The organism is Streptomyces sp. NPDC006393 (genome assembly GCF_040628575.1).
Lineage (GTDB): Bacteria > Actinomycetota > Actinomycetes > Streptomycetales > Streptomycetaceae > Streptomyces.
This window is the reverse complement of sequence record NZ_JBEXZD010000022.1, coordinates 36,821-53,228: the sequence shown is the minus strand read 5'-3', so window position 1 is coordinate 53,228 and position 16,408 is coordinate 36,821. Positions and strand designations below refer to the sequence as shown.

Here is a 16,408-nt window from a genome sequence, read left to right as displayed (position 1 = left end):
GGGCTCACCTGGGTCGATCGGCGCCGCCGTTTGCCTGCGCCTTGATCCGCCGGACAGGCCCTAGCTGCGGGCAGTCGTGCCTCCCCCAGTGCTCAACGCCTGGGAGGTACCCCCAGGGCGGCACGGGTGGGCGGTGGGGGTGCCCCCGCGCGAGCGCATTCGAGCGTGGGGGAGGCACCCGCACGCGCGGGCAAGCGCCCCCCCACCTCGCGCCCGCCCCCGCTCCGGTCACCTAGAAGCCCGCGGGCTCCGTGTACACCCCCCACTCGTCCCGCAGCACCCCGCAGATCTCGCCCAGCGTCGCCTCGGCCCGCACCGCCTGAAGCATCGGCTCGATCATGTTCGCCCCGGACCGCGCGGCCGCCAGCATGGCGTCCAGCGCCGAGCGCACCGCCGTCTCGTCCCGCGCGGCCTTCCGCTCGGAGAGCACCCGCACCTGCTCCCGCTCCACCTCGTGGCTCACCCGCAGGATCTCCAGGTCCCCGGTGACGGACCCGGTGTGCACGTTGACGCCGACGACCCTCTTGTCGCCCTTCTCCAGCGCCTGCTGGTACCGGAACGCCGACTCGGCGATCTCGCCGGTGAACCAGCCGTCCTCGATGCCCCGCAGAATGCCGGAGGTGATCGGCCCGATCGGGTGCTGCCCGTCGGGGTGGGCGCGCAGCCCCCGCTCCTTTATCTGCTCGAAGATCTTCTCGGCGTCCGCCTCGATGCGGTCCGTCAGCTGCTCGACGAACCACGAACCGCCCAGCGGGTCGGCGACGTTGGCGACACCCGTCTCCTCCATCAGCACCTGCTGCGTGCGCAGCGCGATCTCGGCGGCCTGCTCGCTCGGCAGCGCGAGGGTCTCGTCCAGGGCGTTGGTGTGCAGCGAGTTGGTCCCGCCGAGCACCGCCGCGAGCGCCTCCACGGCCGTACGCACGACGTTGTTGTACGGCTGCTGCGCGGTCAGCGAGACACCGGCGGTCTGCGTGTGGAACCGCAGCCACTGCGCCTTCTCGCTCTTCGCGCCGTAGACGTCCCGCATCCAGCGGGCCCAGATGCGGCGCGCCGCGCGGAACTTGGCGATCTCCTCGAAGAAGTCGACGTGCGCGTCGAAGAAGAAGGACAGGCCGGGGGCGAACACGTCCACGTCCAGGCCGCGGCTGAGCCCCAGCTCGACGTAGCCGAACCCGTCGGCCAGCGTGTACGCCAGTTCCTGCGCGGCCGTCGCCCCGGCCTCGCGGATGTGGTAGCCGGAGACGGACAGCGGCTTGTACGCGGGGATGCGCGCGCTGGTGTACTCCATCAGGTCGCCGATGAGGCGCAGGTGCGGCTCGGGCTGGAAGAGCCACTCCTTCTGGGCGATGTACTCCTTGAAGATGTCCGTCTGGAGGGTGCCGTTGAGGACGGAGGCGTCCACGCCCTGCCGCTCGGCGGCGACCAGATACATGCAGAAGACGGGGACGGCCGGCCCGCTGATGGTCATCGACGTGGTGACGTCGCCGAGCGGGATGTCCTTGAACAGGACCTCCATGTCGGCCGCGGAGTCGATGGCCACCCCGCAGTGGCCGACCTCGCCCAGCGAGCGCGGGTCGTCGGAGTCGCGGCCCATGAGCGTGGGCATGTCGAAGGCGACCGAGAGCCCGCCTCCGCCGTTGCGGAGGATCATCTTGTAGCGCTCGTTGGTCTGCTCGGCGTTGCCGAATCCGGCGAACTGCCGGATGGTCCACGTCCGCCCTCGGTAGCCGGTCGGATACAGGCCGCGGGTGTAGGGGTACTCACCGGGCCAGCCGATCCGCTCGAAGCCCTCGTAGTTGTCCCCGGGCCGGGGTCCGTACACCGGCTCCACGGGGTCACCGGAGAGCGTGGTGAAGTCCGCGTCGCGCTTGCGTGCGGCGTCGTACCGGGCCTGCCAGCGTCGGCGGCCCTCTTCGATGGCGTCAGCGTCCATACCTTCGAATTTACTAGGACGTCCTAGTAAATGTCGACGGCAGACCGCCGTACGGAGGTGTGACGTACGACGGTCCGCCGGAGTCCGAGGTCGCGGTCACGCCTCGGCGACCGCGGGCGCGGCGTCCGCGACCGTGGCCTCGAGCTCGCGGCTGACCTTGCGCTCCACGAAGAAGGCGGCGGTCGGGATGGTCCCGGCCAGCAGCACCCACAGCTGCTTGGCGACCGGCCACTTCGCCTTGGAGCCCAGGTCGAAGGCGAAGACCAGGTAGATCACGTACAGCCAGCCGTGCGCGATGCCGATGACGGTGGTGAACTTGGCGGCGCCGTCGATCTGGAGGCCGTACTTGGCGATCACGCCGAGGGTCAGCAGGACCAGCAGCACGCCGGTGACGTAGGCCATGACGCGGTAGCGGGTCAGCACGCTCTTCTTCATGGAGTCGAGCGTAACCGCCCGTTCCGGGAGATCTTGTCCCGGGTCACCCCCGGCGGTCCGCGGGTCGCTCCGCGGGCCGAGGGGCGCCGTCAGTCCTCTTCGAAGTCGTGTGCGGCGACGCGGAGCGGGCGCAGCATCGCGAAGATCTCCGCGCACTCCTCGGCGTCGTAGGCGCCCAGGCCGAAGTCCATCGCCATCAGGTCGCGGGTGGCCGACTCGACCACCTCGCGCCCCTTGTCGGTGATCACGGCGAGGGTGCCGCGGCCGTCGTTGGGGTTGGGGCGCTTGGCCACCAGGCCGGACCTGACCAGGCGGTCGACGGTGTTGGTCACGGACGTGGGGTGCACCATGAGCCGCTCGCCGATCTTGGACATCGGCAGTTCGCCGGCCTTGGAGAAGGTGAGCAGCACCAGGGCCTCGTACCGCGCGAACGTCAGTTCGTACGGCTTGACCACCGCGTCGACCTCGGCGAGCAGGATCTGGTGCGCGCGCATGATCGAGGTGATCGCCGCCATGGACGGCACATTGCCCCAGCGCTGCTTCCAGAGCTCGTCGGCGCGGGCGATGGGATCGAACGGGAGACTGAGGGACTTCGGCACGTCACCAGACCCTACCCGCCGGTCATATCCCGGTCAGCCCTGTCTCGCTCCTCGGTCGATCCCGGGGCCGATGCCGCGTCGGGCGGCCCTGGCGAGCAGCGCGCAGGACGCCGTACCCAGCGCCCCGGCCCCCGCGATCGTCGTCGTCACCCCGGCGAACTCCGCCGCGACGCCCGCCAGGGCCATGCCCACGCCCTGGATCGTCATGAGACCTGCCGTGAGCAGGGTCATCGCCCGGCCGCGCAGCTCCTCGGGCACGGCCCGGACGAACCACTGGTCCAGGCCCAGCGTGTACGCGGACCCCGCACCGGACACCAGCAGCAGAAGCAGTGAGACGGCCAGACCCGGGTGGAAGGCGCAGCCGAGGTACGGCAGCAGTGTGACGCACACCAAGGGAAGGGCGATCCGCTCCCGGGCGGCGGGCCGCAGTCGCGAGCCGGCGTACAGCTCGCCCGCGACGGTGCCGACCGGCAGCGCGCACATCAGCAGGCCGAGGCCGGTGGAACCGGTGCCGAGCGCGGCGGCGTACGGAGCCGCCAGCGCCTCGGGCACCACCGCGAACATCGGCGGCACCCAGAACAGCAGGAGCAGCAGCCGGACCCGGCGGTCGGCGAGCACCTGCCCGGCGCCCCGGAGCGAGTCGCCCACCAGGGCGCCCGGTGCGCCGCCGCGCGCCGGACGGCGCCGGGTGCCGAAGCGGAGCACGGTGGCGGAGACCAGGAAGGTGCCCACGGTGATCAGCAGCGCGTGCCGGGGGCTGACCACGCTGAGCAGCAGGCCGCCGAGGCCGAAGCCGACGAGCAGGGCGCTCTGCGAGACGATCCGCAGCAGGGAGCGGCCGAGGACGAACAGGTCGCCGTCGCCGAGGATGTCGGTGAGGGTGGCCATGCGCGTCCCCTGGAACACGGGCGACACGACGGCGAGGGCGCACCGCAGGGCGAGCACGACGCCGATGTGCGCGCCGGGCACCGTCATGAGAGCCACGCAGGCCGCGCACACCAGATCGCACACCACCAGGACCCGGCGGGCGGGGAAGCGGTCGGCGATCCCCGCGAGGAGCGTGCCGCCCACGACGTACGGCAGGAAGCCCAGTGCGAAGGTGAGGGCGCTGATCAGGGGGGAGCCGGTGAGGTCGTAGACGAGGACCGAGAGGGAGATCTCGCTGACGATCACGCCGAGGAGGGAGAGGGCGTGGGCGGCGAAGACGGCCCGGAACTCGGGGACGGCGAGGGCCTGGGCGTAGCCGGGAGCGACGTCGTGGGCGGCGGTGCGGGTCTCGGTCGGCGCGGAAGAAGCGGCGGGGCGCTGTTGCATACAGGGCAGGGTGCGGTGGGGGTGGCGCACGGCCTAGAGTTTCGGCGTCCGCCGAATCTTCGCCCCGGGGTGGGTCGCCGTCATGCCGTTCCGTCTGCACTTCGGGGACGACGACCTGCTGCGGTGCCGGTTCGCCGTGTCGCCGCTGTGGGAGACGCAGGAGGCGGTACGGACGCTGGGGCGGCCCGATCGGCACGGGTACCACCCGCACTGGCTGCGGCGGATCCGGCAGGCCGCGCGGGAGCTGGATCTGGCCCCGCTGTGGCTGCTCATGCCGTCGCGCGGGCACAGCCCGGACTTCCTGGGACCGCCACCGATCGGGCCGGCGGCCACGTTCGAGGAGGAGATCGCGGCGGTACGGGCGGCCGACCCCGCGGCGGCCCGGCGGGATCTGGCGCTGTCGCTCGCCGACACCGCCGGTGCGCTGGAGTCCACGCGCGGGCGGGCGCTGCTGGCCGATCCGGAACGCGCGGTCCAGGAGTTGGCCGATCTGATGGAGGCCGCCTGGCATGTGCTGGTCGAGCCGGAGTGGCCGCGGTTGCGTGCGCTGCTCGAGGCCGACGTGGCCTTCCACTCCCGGCGGCTGGCCGAGGTGGGGCTGGGCGCGCTGTTGCCGGAGCTGGACCGGCGGCTGTCCTGGGACGGGCGGACGCTGACCGTCGACTGGCACGGCGAGCACGGGCGTGAGCTGGGCGGGCAGGGGCTCGTGCTGATGCCGAGCGTCTTCTGCTGGCCGGACGTGATCAGCGGCTTCGAGCCGCCCTGGCAGCCGACGCTGGTGTACCCGGCACGGGGACTGGCCGGGCTGTGGGCGGAGCCGGGCGCGCGGAGCGCGTCGGCGCGGGCGCTGGTACGGCTGCTGGGGCGGGGGCGGGCGGCCGTCCTGACCGCGCTGACCGATCCGGCGACGACGACCGCCCTGGCGCATCGGCTGGGGCTGGCGCCGTCGTCGGTGTCCGCGCACCTGGGGGTGCTGCGGGACGCGGGGCTGCTCACGTCACGGCGGTACGGGCATCAGGTGCTGTACGAGCGGACGCCGCTGGGGATGGCGCTGAGCTCCGGGGACCGCTCCGGCGACTGAGCCGCTCGGGCGGCGCGTCGCGGTGCGGCCGTCCTGACCGCGCTGACCGATCCGGCGACGACGACCGCCCTGGCGCATCGGCTGGGGCTGGCGCCGTCGTCGGTGTCCGCGCACCTGGGGGTGCTGCGGGACGCGGGGCTGCTCACGTCACGGCGGTACGGGCATCAGGTGCTGTACGAGCGGACGCCGCTGGGGATGGCGCTGGCCTCCGGGGACCGCTCCGGCGACTGAGCCGCTCGGGCGGCGCGTCACGGTGCGGTCGTCCAGTGCGTCGTGGGTCGGGGCCGTGGGGGTGCGTCCAGCCCGCCGCACACGGACATACGGCCCGGAGGAATCATGGTGGGCGGAGGAGGGACCGCAGTACGCGGCGGGCTGTGACGCACCCCCACGGCCCCTTCCGCCGTCGTGCGGCCGCGGGGTTCGTCGGCTATTCGCTCTGCGCGGCCAGGTGGCGTTCCACCGTCTCCACCTTGGAGGTGAGGCCGTCCGTCACGCCGGGGCGGATGTCCGCCTTGAGGACCAGGGAGACGCGCGGCGCGCGTGCCTCCACCGCGGCCACGGCGCGTTTGACGACGTCCATGACCTCGTCCCACTCGCCTTCGACGGAGGTGAACATCGCGTCGGTGCGGTTGGGGAGGCCGGACTCGCGGACCACTCGGACCGCGTCGGCCACGTACTCCCCCACGTCCTCGCCGACGCCGAGGGGGGTCACGGAGAAGGCGACGATCATGCGTTCACGATCCCTTCGCGGCGGGCGCGGGAGGCGATCACGGCGTCCTCGGCCTCGCGCTTGAGCCTGCGCTCGGCGAAGAAGCCGCCGGTGGGCAGGACGGAGAGGACGAAGTAGAGGGCGGCGGTCTTCAGCGGCCACTTCGTGCGGTTCCAGGCGTCGGCCCAGAAGATCACGTAGAGGATGAACAGGACGCCGTGGATCGAGCCCATCACCGGTACCGCGTTGAAGTCCGTGGTCCGCTTCAGGACCGAGCAGACCAGCAGCAGGATGAAGGACACCGCCTCGGGGGCGGATACCAGGCGGAGGCGGCGGAGGGCGGTGGCGGTCTTGATGTCCACGGATCACCTTCGGTGGGAGAGACGCGCGTTTGTGAACGCGGGCACAAAGTTTCGTCCATTGTGGCAAATCGTCCGGGGATGGAGGGGAGGGGGTGTCCCCACCCGTGTCCGCCGCTACCTTCGCACCGTGGCGATGTTTCGACTCCAAGGCAGCAAGGTGCTCGCCGTCGACATGACCGGGGACGCCGTGAAGGCGAAGAACGGCTCGATGGTCGCGTACGACGGGCAGATGGCCTTCAAGAAGCTGACGGGCGGCGGTGAGGGCCTGCGCGGGATGGTGACGCGGCGGCTCACCGGTGAGCAGATGACGGTGATGGAGGTGCGGGGGCAGGGGACCTGCTGGTTCGCCGACCGGGCGTCCGAGATCAATCTCGTGCGGTTGCAGGGCGAGAAGCTGTTCGTCGAGTCGAGCAATCTGCTGGCGACCGACGAGGGGCTCAGGACGGGGACGACGTTCACCGGGCTGCGGGGCGCCTCGCAGGGCAACGGGCTGTTCACGACCACCGTCGAGGGGCACGGGCAGGCGGCGATCCTGTCGGACGGGCCGGCGGTGGTGCTCCGGGTCAGCCCGCAGTATCCGCTGATCGTCGATCCGGGGGCGTATGTGGCCCATCAGGGGAACGTGCGGCAGTCCTTCCAGTCCGGTGTGACCTTCCGCACGCTCCTGGGTGAGGGCGGCGGGGAGGCCTTCCAGATCCGGTTCGAGGGGGACGGGCTCGTGTACGTGCAGCCGAGCGAGCGGAACACGATCGCGGGGGACGTGTGACATGACCTTGCGGGAGATCAACTCCAAGATGATCGAGGCCACGGTGGTGCCGGGGCAGCGGCTGTTCAGCCAGCGGGGGGCGATGCTGGCGTACAAGGGGGATGTGTCGTTCACGCCCAACATCCAGGGCGGTCAGGGCGGGCTGATGTCCATGATCGGACGGCGGGTGGCGGGTGAGGCCACGCCGTTGATGACCGTGGAGGGCAGCGGGACGGTGTTCTTCGGGCACGGCGGGCACCATGTGCAGGTCATCAACCTGTCGGGCGACACCTTGTACGTGGAGGCGGACCGGCTGCTCGCCTTCGAGGGCACGCTCCAGCAGGGCACGATGTTCATGGGCGCGCAGGGCGGGGTCATGGGCATGGTGCGCGGCCAGGTCACCGGCCAGGGGCTGTTCACCACCACCCTCAAGGGGCACGGCGCGGTCGCCGTCATGGCGCACGGCGGCGTCTTCGAGGTGCCGATCACCCCGCAGCGCCCGGTCCACGTCGACCCGCAGGCCTACGTCGCCCACCACGGGGACGTACGCAACAAGCTCTCCACGGCGCTGGGCTGGCGCGACATGGTGGGGCGCGGCTCCGGCGAGGCCTTCCAGCTGGAGCTGAGCGGCAACGGCGCGGTGTACGTGCAGGCCTCGGAGGAGAAGCTGTGAGCGGTTACGGAACGGCCGGGCCCGTGGTGCACGACCCGATGAGCCTGCCGGCGGACGACAACGTCAACAGCTACACCTTCTGCGTGGAACTCAAGGGAAGCCAGTGGTTCCTGCAGAAGGGGAAGATGATCGCCTACTACGGGACGATCGAGTTCAACGGTGTCGGGCACGGGCGGCTGGACCGTCTGGTGCGCACCTCGTTCCATTCGCCTCTGCACGCGAGCGACTGGGTCGTGGCGGAGGGCTCGGGCAAGATGCTGCTCGCCGACCGGGCCTTCGATGTCAACTCCTACGACCTGGACGACGGCAATCTGACCATTCGCTCGGGCAATCTGCTTGCTTTTCAGCCAAGTCTCGCGCTCAAACAGTCGATCGTGCCGGGCTTTCTGACCCTGATCGGAACCGGGAAGTTCGTGGCCGCGTCTAACGGGCCGGTGGTGTTCATGGAGCCGCCGCTCAGGGTGGACCCGCAGGCGCTCGTCGGGTGGGCCGACTGCCCCTCGCCCTGCCATCACTACGACCATGGGTACATGACCGGGGTGATGGGTGGTCTACGTGCGATGACGGGCCTGGGCGGGGCCTCCGGGGAGGAGCATCAGTTCGAGTTCGTGGGAGCCGGCACGGTCCTGCTCCAGTCGTCCGAGACCCTCATGGCCGAGCAGGCCACGGGAGTGGTTCCGCACGAGCCCGGGGTACCCGGTGGCGCGGGAGTGTCCGGAAGCCACGGACCGCAAGCCGGCGCACCGCGCCTTCCCGGACAGCTCGGAGACCTCCAGCGTCGCTTCGGGCTGTGAGCGGTAGTCTGCGGAGTGTGACGGCTCGAACGCGTGCGCGCCGTCACACCACCCTCACTAGTTCGCCTTTCAACTTTTTAGGTAGACTTCATTCATGGAGACCGAGACGGCCACGCGCTGGCTGACCGATGCGGAGCAGTGCGCCTGGCGCACCCACCTGGAGGTCAACAGGCTGTTGACGTACCAGCTCGAAAAGGACTTGCAGCCGTTCGGCCTGACGATCAACGACTACGAGATCCTGGTGAATCTCTCCGAGTCGGAGGACGTGCGGATGCGGATGAGCGACCTCGCGTCCGCCACCCTCCAGTCCAAGAGCCGGCTCTCGCACCAGATCACCCGCATGGAGAACGCGAACCTGGTGCGCCGTGAGAACTGCGAGTCCGACCGCCGGGGACTGTACGCGGTCCTCACCGAGCACGGCATGGAGACCATGCGGAAGGTCGCGCCGCACCACGTGGCGTCCGTGCGGAGGCATTTCATCGACCTGCTGGAGCCCGAGGCGCTGATGGAGCTGGACAAGGCCCTCAAGCCCATCGCCGAGCATCTGCGGGGGCAGCGGGGGCGCCCCTGAGGGCCCCTGAGGGCCCCTGAGGGCCCCTGACGGTACGGAGAAGGCGGAGCCCCTGGGGGCTCCGCCTTCTCCATGTCCGTGCCACTGACCGGGCTCAGGCCTGCGTCAGGCCCTCCACCAGCTCGTCCGCCGCGCGGTACGGATCCAGCTCGCCGGCCACGATGCGCTCGGCGAGGGCACCCAGATGGCGGTCTCCGTGGAGGTCGCCGATGCGTTCGCGCAGGGCCGTGACCGCGATCGTCTCCACCTCGTGCGCGGCGCGGGCCAGGCGGCGCTCGGTCAGGACGCCGTGCTCCTCCATCCACGCCCGGTGCTTCTCCAGGGCCTCGACGACCTCGTCGACGCCCTCGGCGCGGGCCGCCACCGTCTTGACGATGGGCGGGCGCCAGTCGCCGGGGGCGCGGGACTCGCCCAGGCCCAGCATGTGGTTCAGCTCGCGGGCCGTGGCGTCGGCGCCGTCGCGGTCGGCCTTGTTGACGACGTAGACGTCCCCGATCTCCAGGATGCCCGCCTTGGCCGCCTGGATGCCGTCGCCCATGCCGGGGGCCAGGAGGACGACGGAGGTGTCCGCCTGGGAGGCGATCTCCACCTCCGACTGGCCGACGCCGACCGTCTCGACCAGGATCACGTCGCAGCCCGCCGCGTCCAGGACGCGGATGGCCTGCGGCGCGGCCCAGGCCAGGCCGCCCAGGTGGCCCCGGGTCGCCATCGAGCGGATGTAGACACCCGGGTCGGAGGCGTGCTCCGACATGCGGACGCGGTCGCCGAGCAGCGCGCCGCCGGAGAAGGGCGACGACGGGTCGACCGCCAGTACGCCGACCCGCTTGCCCTGCTTGCGGTACGCGGTGACCAGCGCCGAGGTGGACGTCGACTTGCCGACGCCCGGGGAGCCGGTGAGGCCGACGACGTACGCGTTGCCGGTCAGCGGGGCGAGCGCCGCCATGACCTCCCTGAGCTGCGGGGACGCCCCCTCCACCAGGGAGATCAGCCGGGCGACGGCCCGCGGCCGCCCTTCCCTGGCCTGGGCCACCAGCGAGGAGACGTCCTGCATCACTGCTCCGTTCACATCATCCGCGTAAAGAGGTTCGGTCGTCGGGCGGGGCTTACGCCTTCGGCACCCGGACGATCAGCGCGTCGCCCTGGCCGCCGCCGCCGCACAGCGCCGCCGCGCCCACGCCGCCGCCGCGGCGCTTCAGCTCCAGCGCCAGGTGCAGCACGAGCCGGGCCCCGGACATCCCGATCGGGTGACCCAGGGCGATGGCGCCGCCGTTCACGTTCACCTTTTCCGTGGACACGCCGAGGTCCTTCATTGACTGCACGGCCACGGCGGCGAACGCCTCGTTGATCTCGATCAGGTCCAGGTCGGAGACCTCCAGGCCCTCCTTCTTCAGGGCGTGCAGGATCGCGTTGGAGGGCTGCGACTGGAGGGAGTTGTCCGGGCCGGCCACGTTGCCGTGGGCGCCGATCTCGGCGATCCAGTCCAGGCCCAGCTCCAGGGCCTTGGCCTTGCTCATCACGACCACGGCCGCCGCGCCGTCGGAGATCTGCGAGGAGGAGCCGGCGGTGATCGTGCCGTCCTTGGCGAAGGCCGGGCGCAGCTTGGCCAGGGACTCGGCGGTGGTGTCGCCGCGGATGCCCTCGTCCTTGCTGAACAGGACCGGGTCGCCCTTGCGCTGCGGGATCTCCACCGGGGTGATCTCGGCCTCGAAGACGCCGTTCTTCTGGGCGGCGGCGGCGCGCTGGTGGGAGAGGGCGGCGATCTCGTCCTGCTCGGCGCGGCCGATGCCCAGGCGCGTGTTGTGCTTCTCGGTGGACTCGCCCATCGGGATGGACTCCCACGGGTCGGTCAGGCCGTCGTGGGCCATCGCGTCGATCATCTGCACCGCGCCGTACTTGAAGCCTTCGCGGGACTTCGGCAGCAGGTGGGGCGCGTTGGTCATGGACTCCTGGCCACCGGCCACGACCACGTCGAACTCACCCGCGCGGATCAGCTGGTCGGCCAGCGCGATCGCGTCCAGGCCGGACAGGCACACCTTGTTGATCGTGAGCGCCGGGACGCTCATCGGGATGCCCGCCTTGACCGCGGCCTGACGTGCCGGGATCTGCCCCGCGCCGGCCTGGAGCACCTGGCCCATGATCACGTACTGCACCTGGTCGCCGCCGATCCCCGCACGGTCGAGGGCGGCCTTGATCGCGAAGCCGCCGAGGTCGGCTCCGGAGAAGGACTTCAGCGAGCCGAGCAGCCGGCCCATGGGCGTACGGGCGCCCGCGACGATCACCGAGCTGGTCGTACCGGGAGTTCCAGAAGACATGAGCTGCGATCCCCTTACCGGCCTGCACAGCCGAGGAGTGAACGAGGGTTTACTTCGAATGTACTGAGGGGCGGTCGGCTCCGTCATCGGGCCGTCGGTGTGATCGCGCGCACGTTGCGTAACCACCGGGTTGGCGTTGCACTGAAACCATGCTGACGCGAATCGACCACATCGGGATCGCCTGCCACGACCTCGACGCCACCGTCGAGTTCTACCGGACCACCTACGGCTTCGAGGTGTTCCACACCGAGGTCAACGAGGAGCAGGGCGTGCGCGAGGCCATGCTCAAGATCAACGAGACCTCCGACGGCGGCGCCTCCTACCTGCAGCTCCTGGAGCCGACCCGCGAGGACTCCGCCGTCGGGAAGTGGCTCGCGAAGAACGGCGAGGGCGTCCACCACATCGCCTTCGGTACGGCGGATGTGGACGGCGACGCCGCCGGGATCCGCGAGAAGGGCGTACGCGTTCTGTACGACGAGCCCCGACGCGGCTCCATGGGGTCACGGATCACCTTCCTGCACCCCAAGGATTGTCACGGCGTCCTGACAGAACTGGTCACTTCGGCGGCTGTTGAGTCGGCTGAGCACTGACCCTCGTACATAAGGGCCGGTAGGGTTGGGGGCGGTCGTCCCTGACGCAGGGGCGGCCGGGTTCTGCCGTCGCGGCCGGGTTGTGCCGTCGTGGGCGGCGGAACCTCGCCGGGGTCCGGGTTTCGGGGGACGAGCGACGGGGCAGCAGCCCATGCTCCGCCGTTGATCTGACACCATTCCCCCGGGGGCCCCGTTCGGCGGATGGACGGAGCTCGTTTGGACAGGCTTGCGACCAGGGGACGGATGGGACCGCGCAGTGCGGGGCTACGAACGCCAGGAGCGAGAGCCGGCGGCTGACGTCGACCACCTCTCTCGGTTCGAGGCCGAGATGGATCGGCTGAAGACCGAGCGGGAAAAGGCGATCCAGCACGCCGAGGACCTCGGCTACCAGGTCGAGGTGCTGCGCGCCAAGCTGCACGAGGCGCGGCGCACCCTCATGACCCGGCCCGCCTACGACAGCGCCGACATCGGCTACCAGGCGGAGCAGTTGCTGCGCAACGCGCAGATGCAGGCCGACCAGCTCCGCGCGGACGCCGAGCGGGAGCTGAGCCAGGCCCGCGCGCAGACCCAGCGCATCCTCCAGGAGCACGCCGAGCAGGCCGCGCGCCTCCAGGCCGAGCTGCACCAGGAGGCGGTGACCCGCCGCCAGCAGCTCGACCAGGAGCTGGCCGAGCGCCGGCAGACCGTCGAGTCGCACGTCAACGAGAACGTGGCCTGGGCGGAGCAGCTGCGCGCCCGCACCGAGCAGCAGGCCCGCAGGCTCCTCGACGAGTCCCGCGCCGAGGCCGAGCAGGCGATGGCCGCCGCCCGCGCGGAGGCGGAGCGGCTGACCGCCGAGGCCCGGCAGCGGCTCCAGAGCACGGCCGAGGAGGCCCGCGCCGAGGCCGAGCAGATCCTGCGCCGGGCCCGTACCGACGCCGAGCGCCTGCTCAACGCCGCCTCCACCCAGGCCCAGGAGGCCACCGACCACGCCGAGCAGCTGCGCAGCAGCACGGCGAGCGAGTCCGACGCCGCCCGCCGCCAGGCCACGGAGCTGAGCCGCGCCGCGGAGCAGCGCATGGCGGAGGCCGAGGAAGCCCTGCGCAAGGCGCAGTCCGAGGCCGAGAAGACGGTCACCGAGGCCAAGGACGCCGCGGCCAAGGCGCTGGCGAGCGCCGAGTCCGCCAACGAGCAGCGCACCCGCACGGCCAAGGAGCAGGTCGCCCGGCTGGTCGAGGAGGCCACGAAGGAGGCCGAGCAGACCAGGTCCGAGGCCGAGCAGCTGGTCGCGGACGCCCGCGCCGAGGCGGAGAAGATCGTCGCCGAGGCCGCGGAGAAGGCCCGTACGATCACCGCCGAGGAGAGCGCCACCCAGCTGTCGAAGGCGGCCAAGACCGCCGAGGACGTGCTGAACAAGGCCGCCGAGGAGGCCAAGCGGACCACGAAGGCCGCGGCCGAGGAGGCCGAGCGGATCCGCACCGAGGCCGAGGCGGAGGCGGACCGGCTGCGCGCCGAGGCGCACGACATCGCCGAGCAGCTCAAGGGCGCGGCGAAGGACGACACCAAGGAGTACCGCGCCAAGACCGTCGAGCTCCAGGAGGAGGCGCGCCGGCTGCGCGGCGAGGCCGAGCAGCTGCGTTCCGAGGCGGTCGCCGAGGGCGAGCGGATCCGGGCCGAGGCCCGGCGCGAGGCCGTGGCGCAGATCGAGGAGGCGGCGAAGTCCGCCGAGGAGCTGCTGGCCAAGGCCAAGGCGGACGCCGACGAGCTGCGCGGGACCGCGACCGCGGACAGCGAGAAGGTGCGTACCGAGGCCATCGAGCGCGCCACCACGCTGCGCCGGCAGGCCGAGGAGACCCTGGAGCGCACCCGCAAGGAGGCCGAGCGGCACCGCGCGGAGGCGGAGGAGCAGGCGGAGACGGTCCGGGCGGACGCCGAGCGCGCCGCGGCCGAGCTGCGCGAGGAGACCGAGCGGGCGCTGGCCACCCGGCAGTCGGAGGCCGCCGAGGAGCTGACCCGGCTGCACACCGAGGCCGAGGAGCGCCTGACCGCAGCCGAGCAGGCGCTGACCGACGCCCGTGAGGAGGCCGCGCGGATCCGCCGCGAGGCCGGCGAGGAGGCCGAGCGGCTGCGCACCGAGGCCGCCGAGCGGATCCGCGCCCTTCAGCAGCAGGCGGAGGCCGAGGCCGAGCGGCTGCGGGACGAGGCCGCCTCGGACGCGTCCGCCTCGCGCGCGGAGGGCGAGGCGATCGCCGTACGGCTGCGTTCGGAGGCCGCGGCGGAGGCGGAGCGGCTCAAGGCGGAGGCCCAGGACACCGCGGACCGGGTCCGTGCCGAGGCGCAGGCCGCCGCGGAACGGCTGGGCTCGGAGGCGTCCGAGACGCTGGCCGCCGCCCAGGAGGAGGCCGCCCGGCGCCGCCGCGAGGCCGAGGAGCTCCTCGGCGCGGCCCGGCAGGAGGCCGACCAGGAGCGCGAGCGGGCCCGCGAGCAGAGCGAGGAGCTGCTGGCGTCGGCGCGCAAGCGCGTGGAGGAGGCGCAGGCGGAGGCCACCCGGCTGGTGGAGGAGGCCGACCGGCGCGCCACCGAGATGGTCACCGCCGCCGAGCAGCACGCGCAGCAGGTGCGGGACTCCGTCGCCGGGCTGCACGAGCAGGCACAGGAGGAGATCGCCGGGCTGCGCTCGGCCGCCGAGCACGCGGCGGACCGTACGAGGCGGGAGGCCGAGGAGGAGGCGGACCGGGTCCGCACCGACGCCTACGCCGAGCGGGAGCGGGCGAGCGAGGACGCGTCCCGGCTGCGGCGCGAGGCGCAGGAGGAGACCGAGGCCGCCAAGTCGCTCTCGGAGCGCACGGTGTCGGAGGCGATCGCGGAGGCGGAGCGGATCCGCGCCGATGTCGCCGAGCACGCCCAGCGGGTGCGTACCGAGGCATCGGACGCGCTGGCCGAGGCCGACCAGGCCGCGGCCCGCACCCGGGCGGACGCCCGCGAGGACGCCAACCGCATCCGGTCGGACGCGGCGACGCAGGCGGACACGCTGATCTCCGAGGCGCGCGCGGAGGCCGACCGGTTGCAGACGGAGACCATCGCGGAGGCCGACCGGCTGCGGACGGAGACCATCGCGGAGGCCGACCGGCTGCGGACGGAGACGATCGACGAGACGGACCGGCTGCGCGCGGAGACGGCCGCGGAGGCCGAGCGGGTGCGGGCGGAGTCCGTCGCCAGGGCGGAGAAGCTGATCTCGGACGCCACGGGGGACGCGGAGCGGCTGCGTGCCGAGGCCGCGGAGACCGTGGGTTCCGCGCAGTCCCGTGCCGAGCGCATCCGCACCGAGTCCGAGCGGCTGAAGGCCGACGCCGAGGCGGAGGCCGAGCGCACGCTGGCCGCCGCCCGCGAGGAGGCCGAGCGGACCCTGGACGAGGCCCGCCAGGACGCCAACAAGCGGCGTTCGGAGGCGGCCGAGCAGGTCGACACGCTGATCACGGAGACCACCGCCGAGGCCGACAAGCTGCTCACCGAGGCGCAGGCGAGCGCGGTCAAGACCAAGGCGGACGCGGAGTCCCAGGCCGACACGATGGTGGGCGCGGCCCGCCAGGAGGCCGAGCGGCTCGTGTCCGAGGCGACCGTGCAGGGCAACACGCTGGTGGAGAAGGCCCGTACGGACGCGGACGAACTGCTCGTCGGCGCCCGCCGGGACGCCACGCAGATCCGCGAGCGCGCCGAGGAGCTGCGCGAGCGCCTGACCGCCGAGATCGAGGAGCTGCACGAGCGGGCCCGCCGCGAGGCCGCCGAGACGATGAAGTCGACGGGCGACCGCTGCGACGCGCTGATCAAGGCCGCCGAGGAGCAGCTGGCCAAGGCGCAGGCCAAGGCCAAGGAGATCGTCTCGGACGCCAACTCCGAGGCGGGCAAGGTGCGGATCGCCGCGGTGAAGAAGGCCGAGGGGCTGCTGAAGGAGGCCGAGCAGAAGAAGGCCACGCTCGTGAAGGAGGCCGAGGAGCTGAAGGCCGAGGCGGTCCGCGAGGCGCGGCGCACGGTCGAGGAGGGCAAGCGCGAGCTGGAGATCCTGGTGCGCCGGCGCGAGGACATCAACGCGGAGATCTCCCGGGTCCAGGACGTCCTGGAGGCGCTGGAGTCCTTCGAGGCCCCCTCGTCCGGCAAGGACGGCGGCGTGAAGGCGGGCGCGACGGTGGGTGCACCCCGGTCGGGCGGCAAGGGGTCCGAGGGCTAATCTTGGCGTGGATTCCGGGCGTTTCGGGGGCTTCCTCCGAGGTCGTCCGGGAGCTTCCGGGTGCCCTCCGGGGGGCTTCCACCCGG

The 16,408-nt window shown here is 72.0% G+C and carries 15 protein-coding genes and 1 pseudogene; 8 read left to right on the top strand and 8 right to left on the bottom strand.

The genetic code is table 11. The features are described from left to right. Nucleotides 1-232: 232 nt before the first annotated feature. The 4 genes from ABZ484_RS12685 to ABZ484_RS12670 form a co-directional block, all read right to left on the bottom strand. Nucleotides 233-1,933, bottom strand: coding sequence for a methylmalonyl-CoA mutase family protein (locus ABZ484_RS12685; protein ID WP_358865888.1), 1,701 nt, complete (start codon nucleotides 1,931-1,933; stop codon nucleotides 233-235). Between the two features lie 96 nt (nucleotides 1,934-2,029). Next, nucleotides 2,030-2,368: a DUF3817 domain-containing protein gene (locus tag ABZ484_RS12680; RefSeq protein ID WP_358865887.1), complete on the bottom strand. Its 339-nt coding sequence runs from the start codon at nucleotides 2,366-2,368 to the stop codon at nucleotides 2,030-2,032. Between the two features lie 89 nt (nucleotides 2,369-2,457). Next, nucleotides 2,458-2,967, bottom strand: coding sequence for a MarR family transcriptional regulator (locus ABZ484_RS12675; protein WP_030170104.1), 510 nt, complete (start codon nucleotides 2,965-2,967; stop codon nucleotides 2,458-2,460). Between the two features lie 33 nt (nucleotides 2,968-3,000). After that, nucleotides 3,001-4,281 (bottom strand): MFS transporter, encoded by a 1,281-nt coding sequence (locus ABZ484_RS12670; protein WP_358865886.1) that lies wholly within the window; start codon nucleotides 4,279-4,281, stop codon nucleotides 3,001-3,003. A gap of 82 nt (nucleotides 4,282-4,363) precedes the next feature. Here ABZ484_RS12670 and ABZ484_RS12665 point away from each other — a divergent pair, with 82 nt between their 5' ends. Together ABZ484_RS12665 and ABZ484_RS12660 are read left to right on the top strand one after the other, a co-directional pair. Further along, nucleotides 4,364-5,362 (top strand): DUF5937 family protein, encoded by a 999-nt coding sequence (locus ABZ484_RS12665; RefSeq protein ID WP_358865885.1) that lies wholly within the window; start codon nucleotides 4,364-4,366, stop codon nucleotides 5,360-5,362. Nucleotides 5,363-5,386: 24 nt separating this feature from the next. Continuing rightward, a pseudogene (locus ABZ484_RS12660) lies at nucleotides 5,387-5,593 on the top strand (helix-turn-helix domain-containing protein); the annotation flags it as partial. A 196-nt stretch (nucleotides 5,594-5,789) separates the two neighbouring features. Here the strand turns inward: ABZ484_RS12660 and ABZ484_RS12655 are convergent. Both ABZ484_RS12655 and ABZ484_RS12650 read right to left on the bottom strand, forming a co-directional pair. Further along, nucleotides 5,790-6,092 (bottom strand): MTH1187 family thiamine-binding protein, encoded by a 303-nt coding sequence (locus tag ABZ484_RS12655; protein WP_358865884.1) that lies wholly within the window; start codon nucleotides 6,090-6,092, stop codon nucleotides 5,790-5,792. Continuing rightward, the gene (locus ABZ484_RS12650) at nucleotides 6,089-6,433 is read right to left on the bottom strand and encodes a DUF3817 domain-containing protein (RefSeq protein WP_306191759.1); all 345 of its coding nucleotides are present in this window, start codon (nucleotides 6,431-6,433) and stop codon (nucleotides 6,089-6,091) included. Before ABZ484_RS12650 ends, ABZ484_RS12655 begins: the two co-directional genes overlap by 4 nt. 133 nt (nucleotides 6,434-6,566) lie before the next feature. On the opposite strand from ABZ484_RS12650, the gene ABZ484_RS12645 reads away from it, so the two are divergent. From ABZ484_RS12645 to ABZ484_RS12630, 4 genes are all read left to right on the top strand, one after another. After that, the gene (locus ABZ484_RS12645) at nucleotides 6,567-7,199 is read left to right on the top strand and encodes an AIM24 family protein (protein WP_358865907.1); all 633 of its coding nucleotides are present in this window, start codon (nucleotides 6,567-6,569) and stop codon (nucleotides 7,197-7,199) included. A gap of 1 nt (nucleotide 7,200) precedes the next feature. Next, nucleotides 7,201-7,851 carry an AIM24 family protein gene (locus tag ABZ484_RS12640; protein ID WP_358865883.1) on the top strand — a complete coding sequence of 217 codons (651 nt, stop codon included), beginning with the start codon at nucleotides 7,201-7,203 and terminating at the stop codon, nucleotides 7,849-7,851. Next, the gene (locus tag ABZ484_RS12635; protein ID WP_358865882.1) at nucleotides 7,848-8,645 is read left to right on the top strand and encodes an AIM24 family protein; all 798 of its coding nucleotides are present in this window, start codon (nucleotides 7,848-7,850) and stop codon (nucleotides 8,643-8,645) included. Before ABZ484_RS12640 ends, ABZ484_RS12635 begins: the two co-directional genes overlap by 4 nt. 94 nt (nucleotides 8,646-8,739) lie before the next feature. After that, nucleotides 8,740-9,216, top strand: a complete 477-nt coding sequence (locus ABZ484_RS12630) for a MarR family transcriptional regulator (RefSeq protein ID WP_358865881.1) — start codon at nucleotides 8,740-8,742, stop codon at nucleotides 9,214-9,216. 94 nt (nucleotides 9,217-9,310) lie between these two features. On the opposite strand, the gene meaB is transcribed toward ABZ484_RS12630, so the two are convergent. Both meaB and ABZ484_RS12620 read right to left on the bottom strand, forming a co-directional pair. Continuing rightward, nucleotides 9,311-10,267, bottom strand: coding sequence for a methylmalonyl Co-A mutase-associated GTPase MeaB (gene meaB, locus ABZ484_RS12625; RefSeq protein ID WP_358865906.1), 957 nt, complete (start codon nucleotides 10,265-10,267; stop codon nucleotides 9,311-9,313). A gap of 52 nt (nucleotides 10,268-10,319) precedes the next feature. Beyond that, nucleotides 10,320-11,528, bottom strand: a complete 1,209-nt coding sequence (locus ABZ484_RS12620) for an acetyl-CoA C-acetyltransferase (protein WP_358865880.1) — start codon at nucleotides 11,526-11,528, stop codon at nucleotides 10,320-10,322. Between the two features lie 149 nt (nucleotides 11,529-11,677). Here ABZ484_RS12620 and mce point away from each other — a divergent pair, with 149 nt between their 5' ends. Further along, a complete protein-coding gene (gene mce / locus ABZ484_RS12615) occupies nucleotides 11,678-12,118 on the top strand; it encodes a methylmalonyl-CoA epimerase (protein ID WP_086730238.1) in 441 nt (146 codons plus the stop codon). A 256-nt stretch (nucleotides 12,119-12,374) separates the two neighbouring features. Continuing rightward, nucleotides 12,375-16,322 carry a polarized growth protein Scy gene (scy, locus tag ABZ484_RS12610; RefSeq protein WP_358865879.1) on the top strand — a complete coding sequence of 1,316 codons (3,948 nt, stop codon included), beginning with the start codon at nucleotides 12,375-12,377 and terminating at the stop codon, nucleotides 16,320-16,322. Nucleotides 16,323-16,408: the final 86 nt, after the last annotated feature.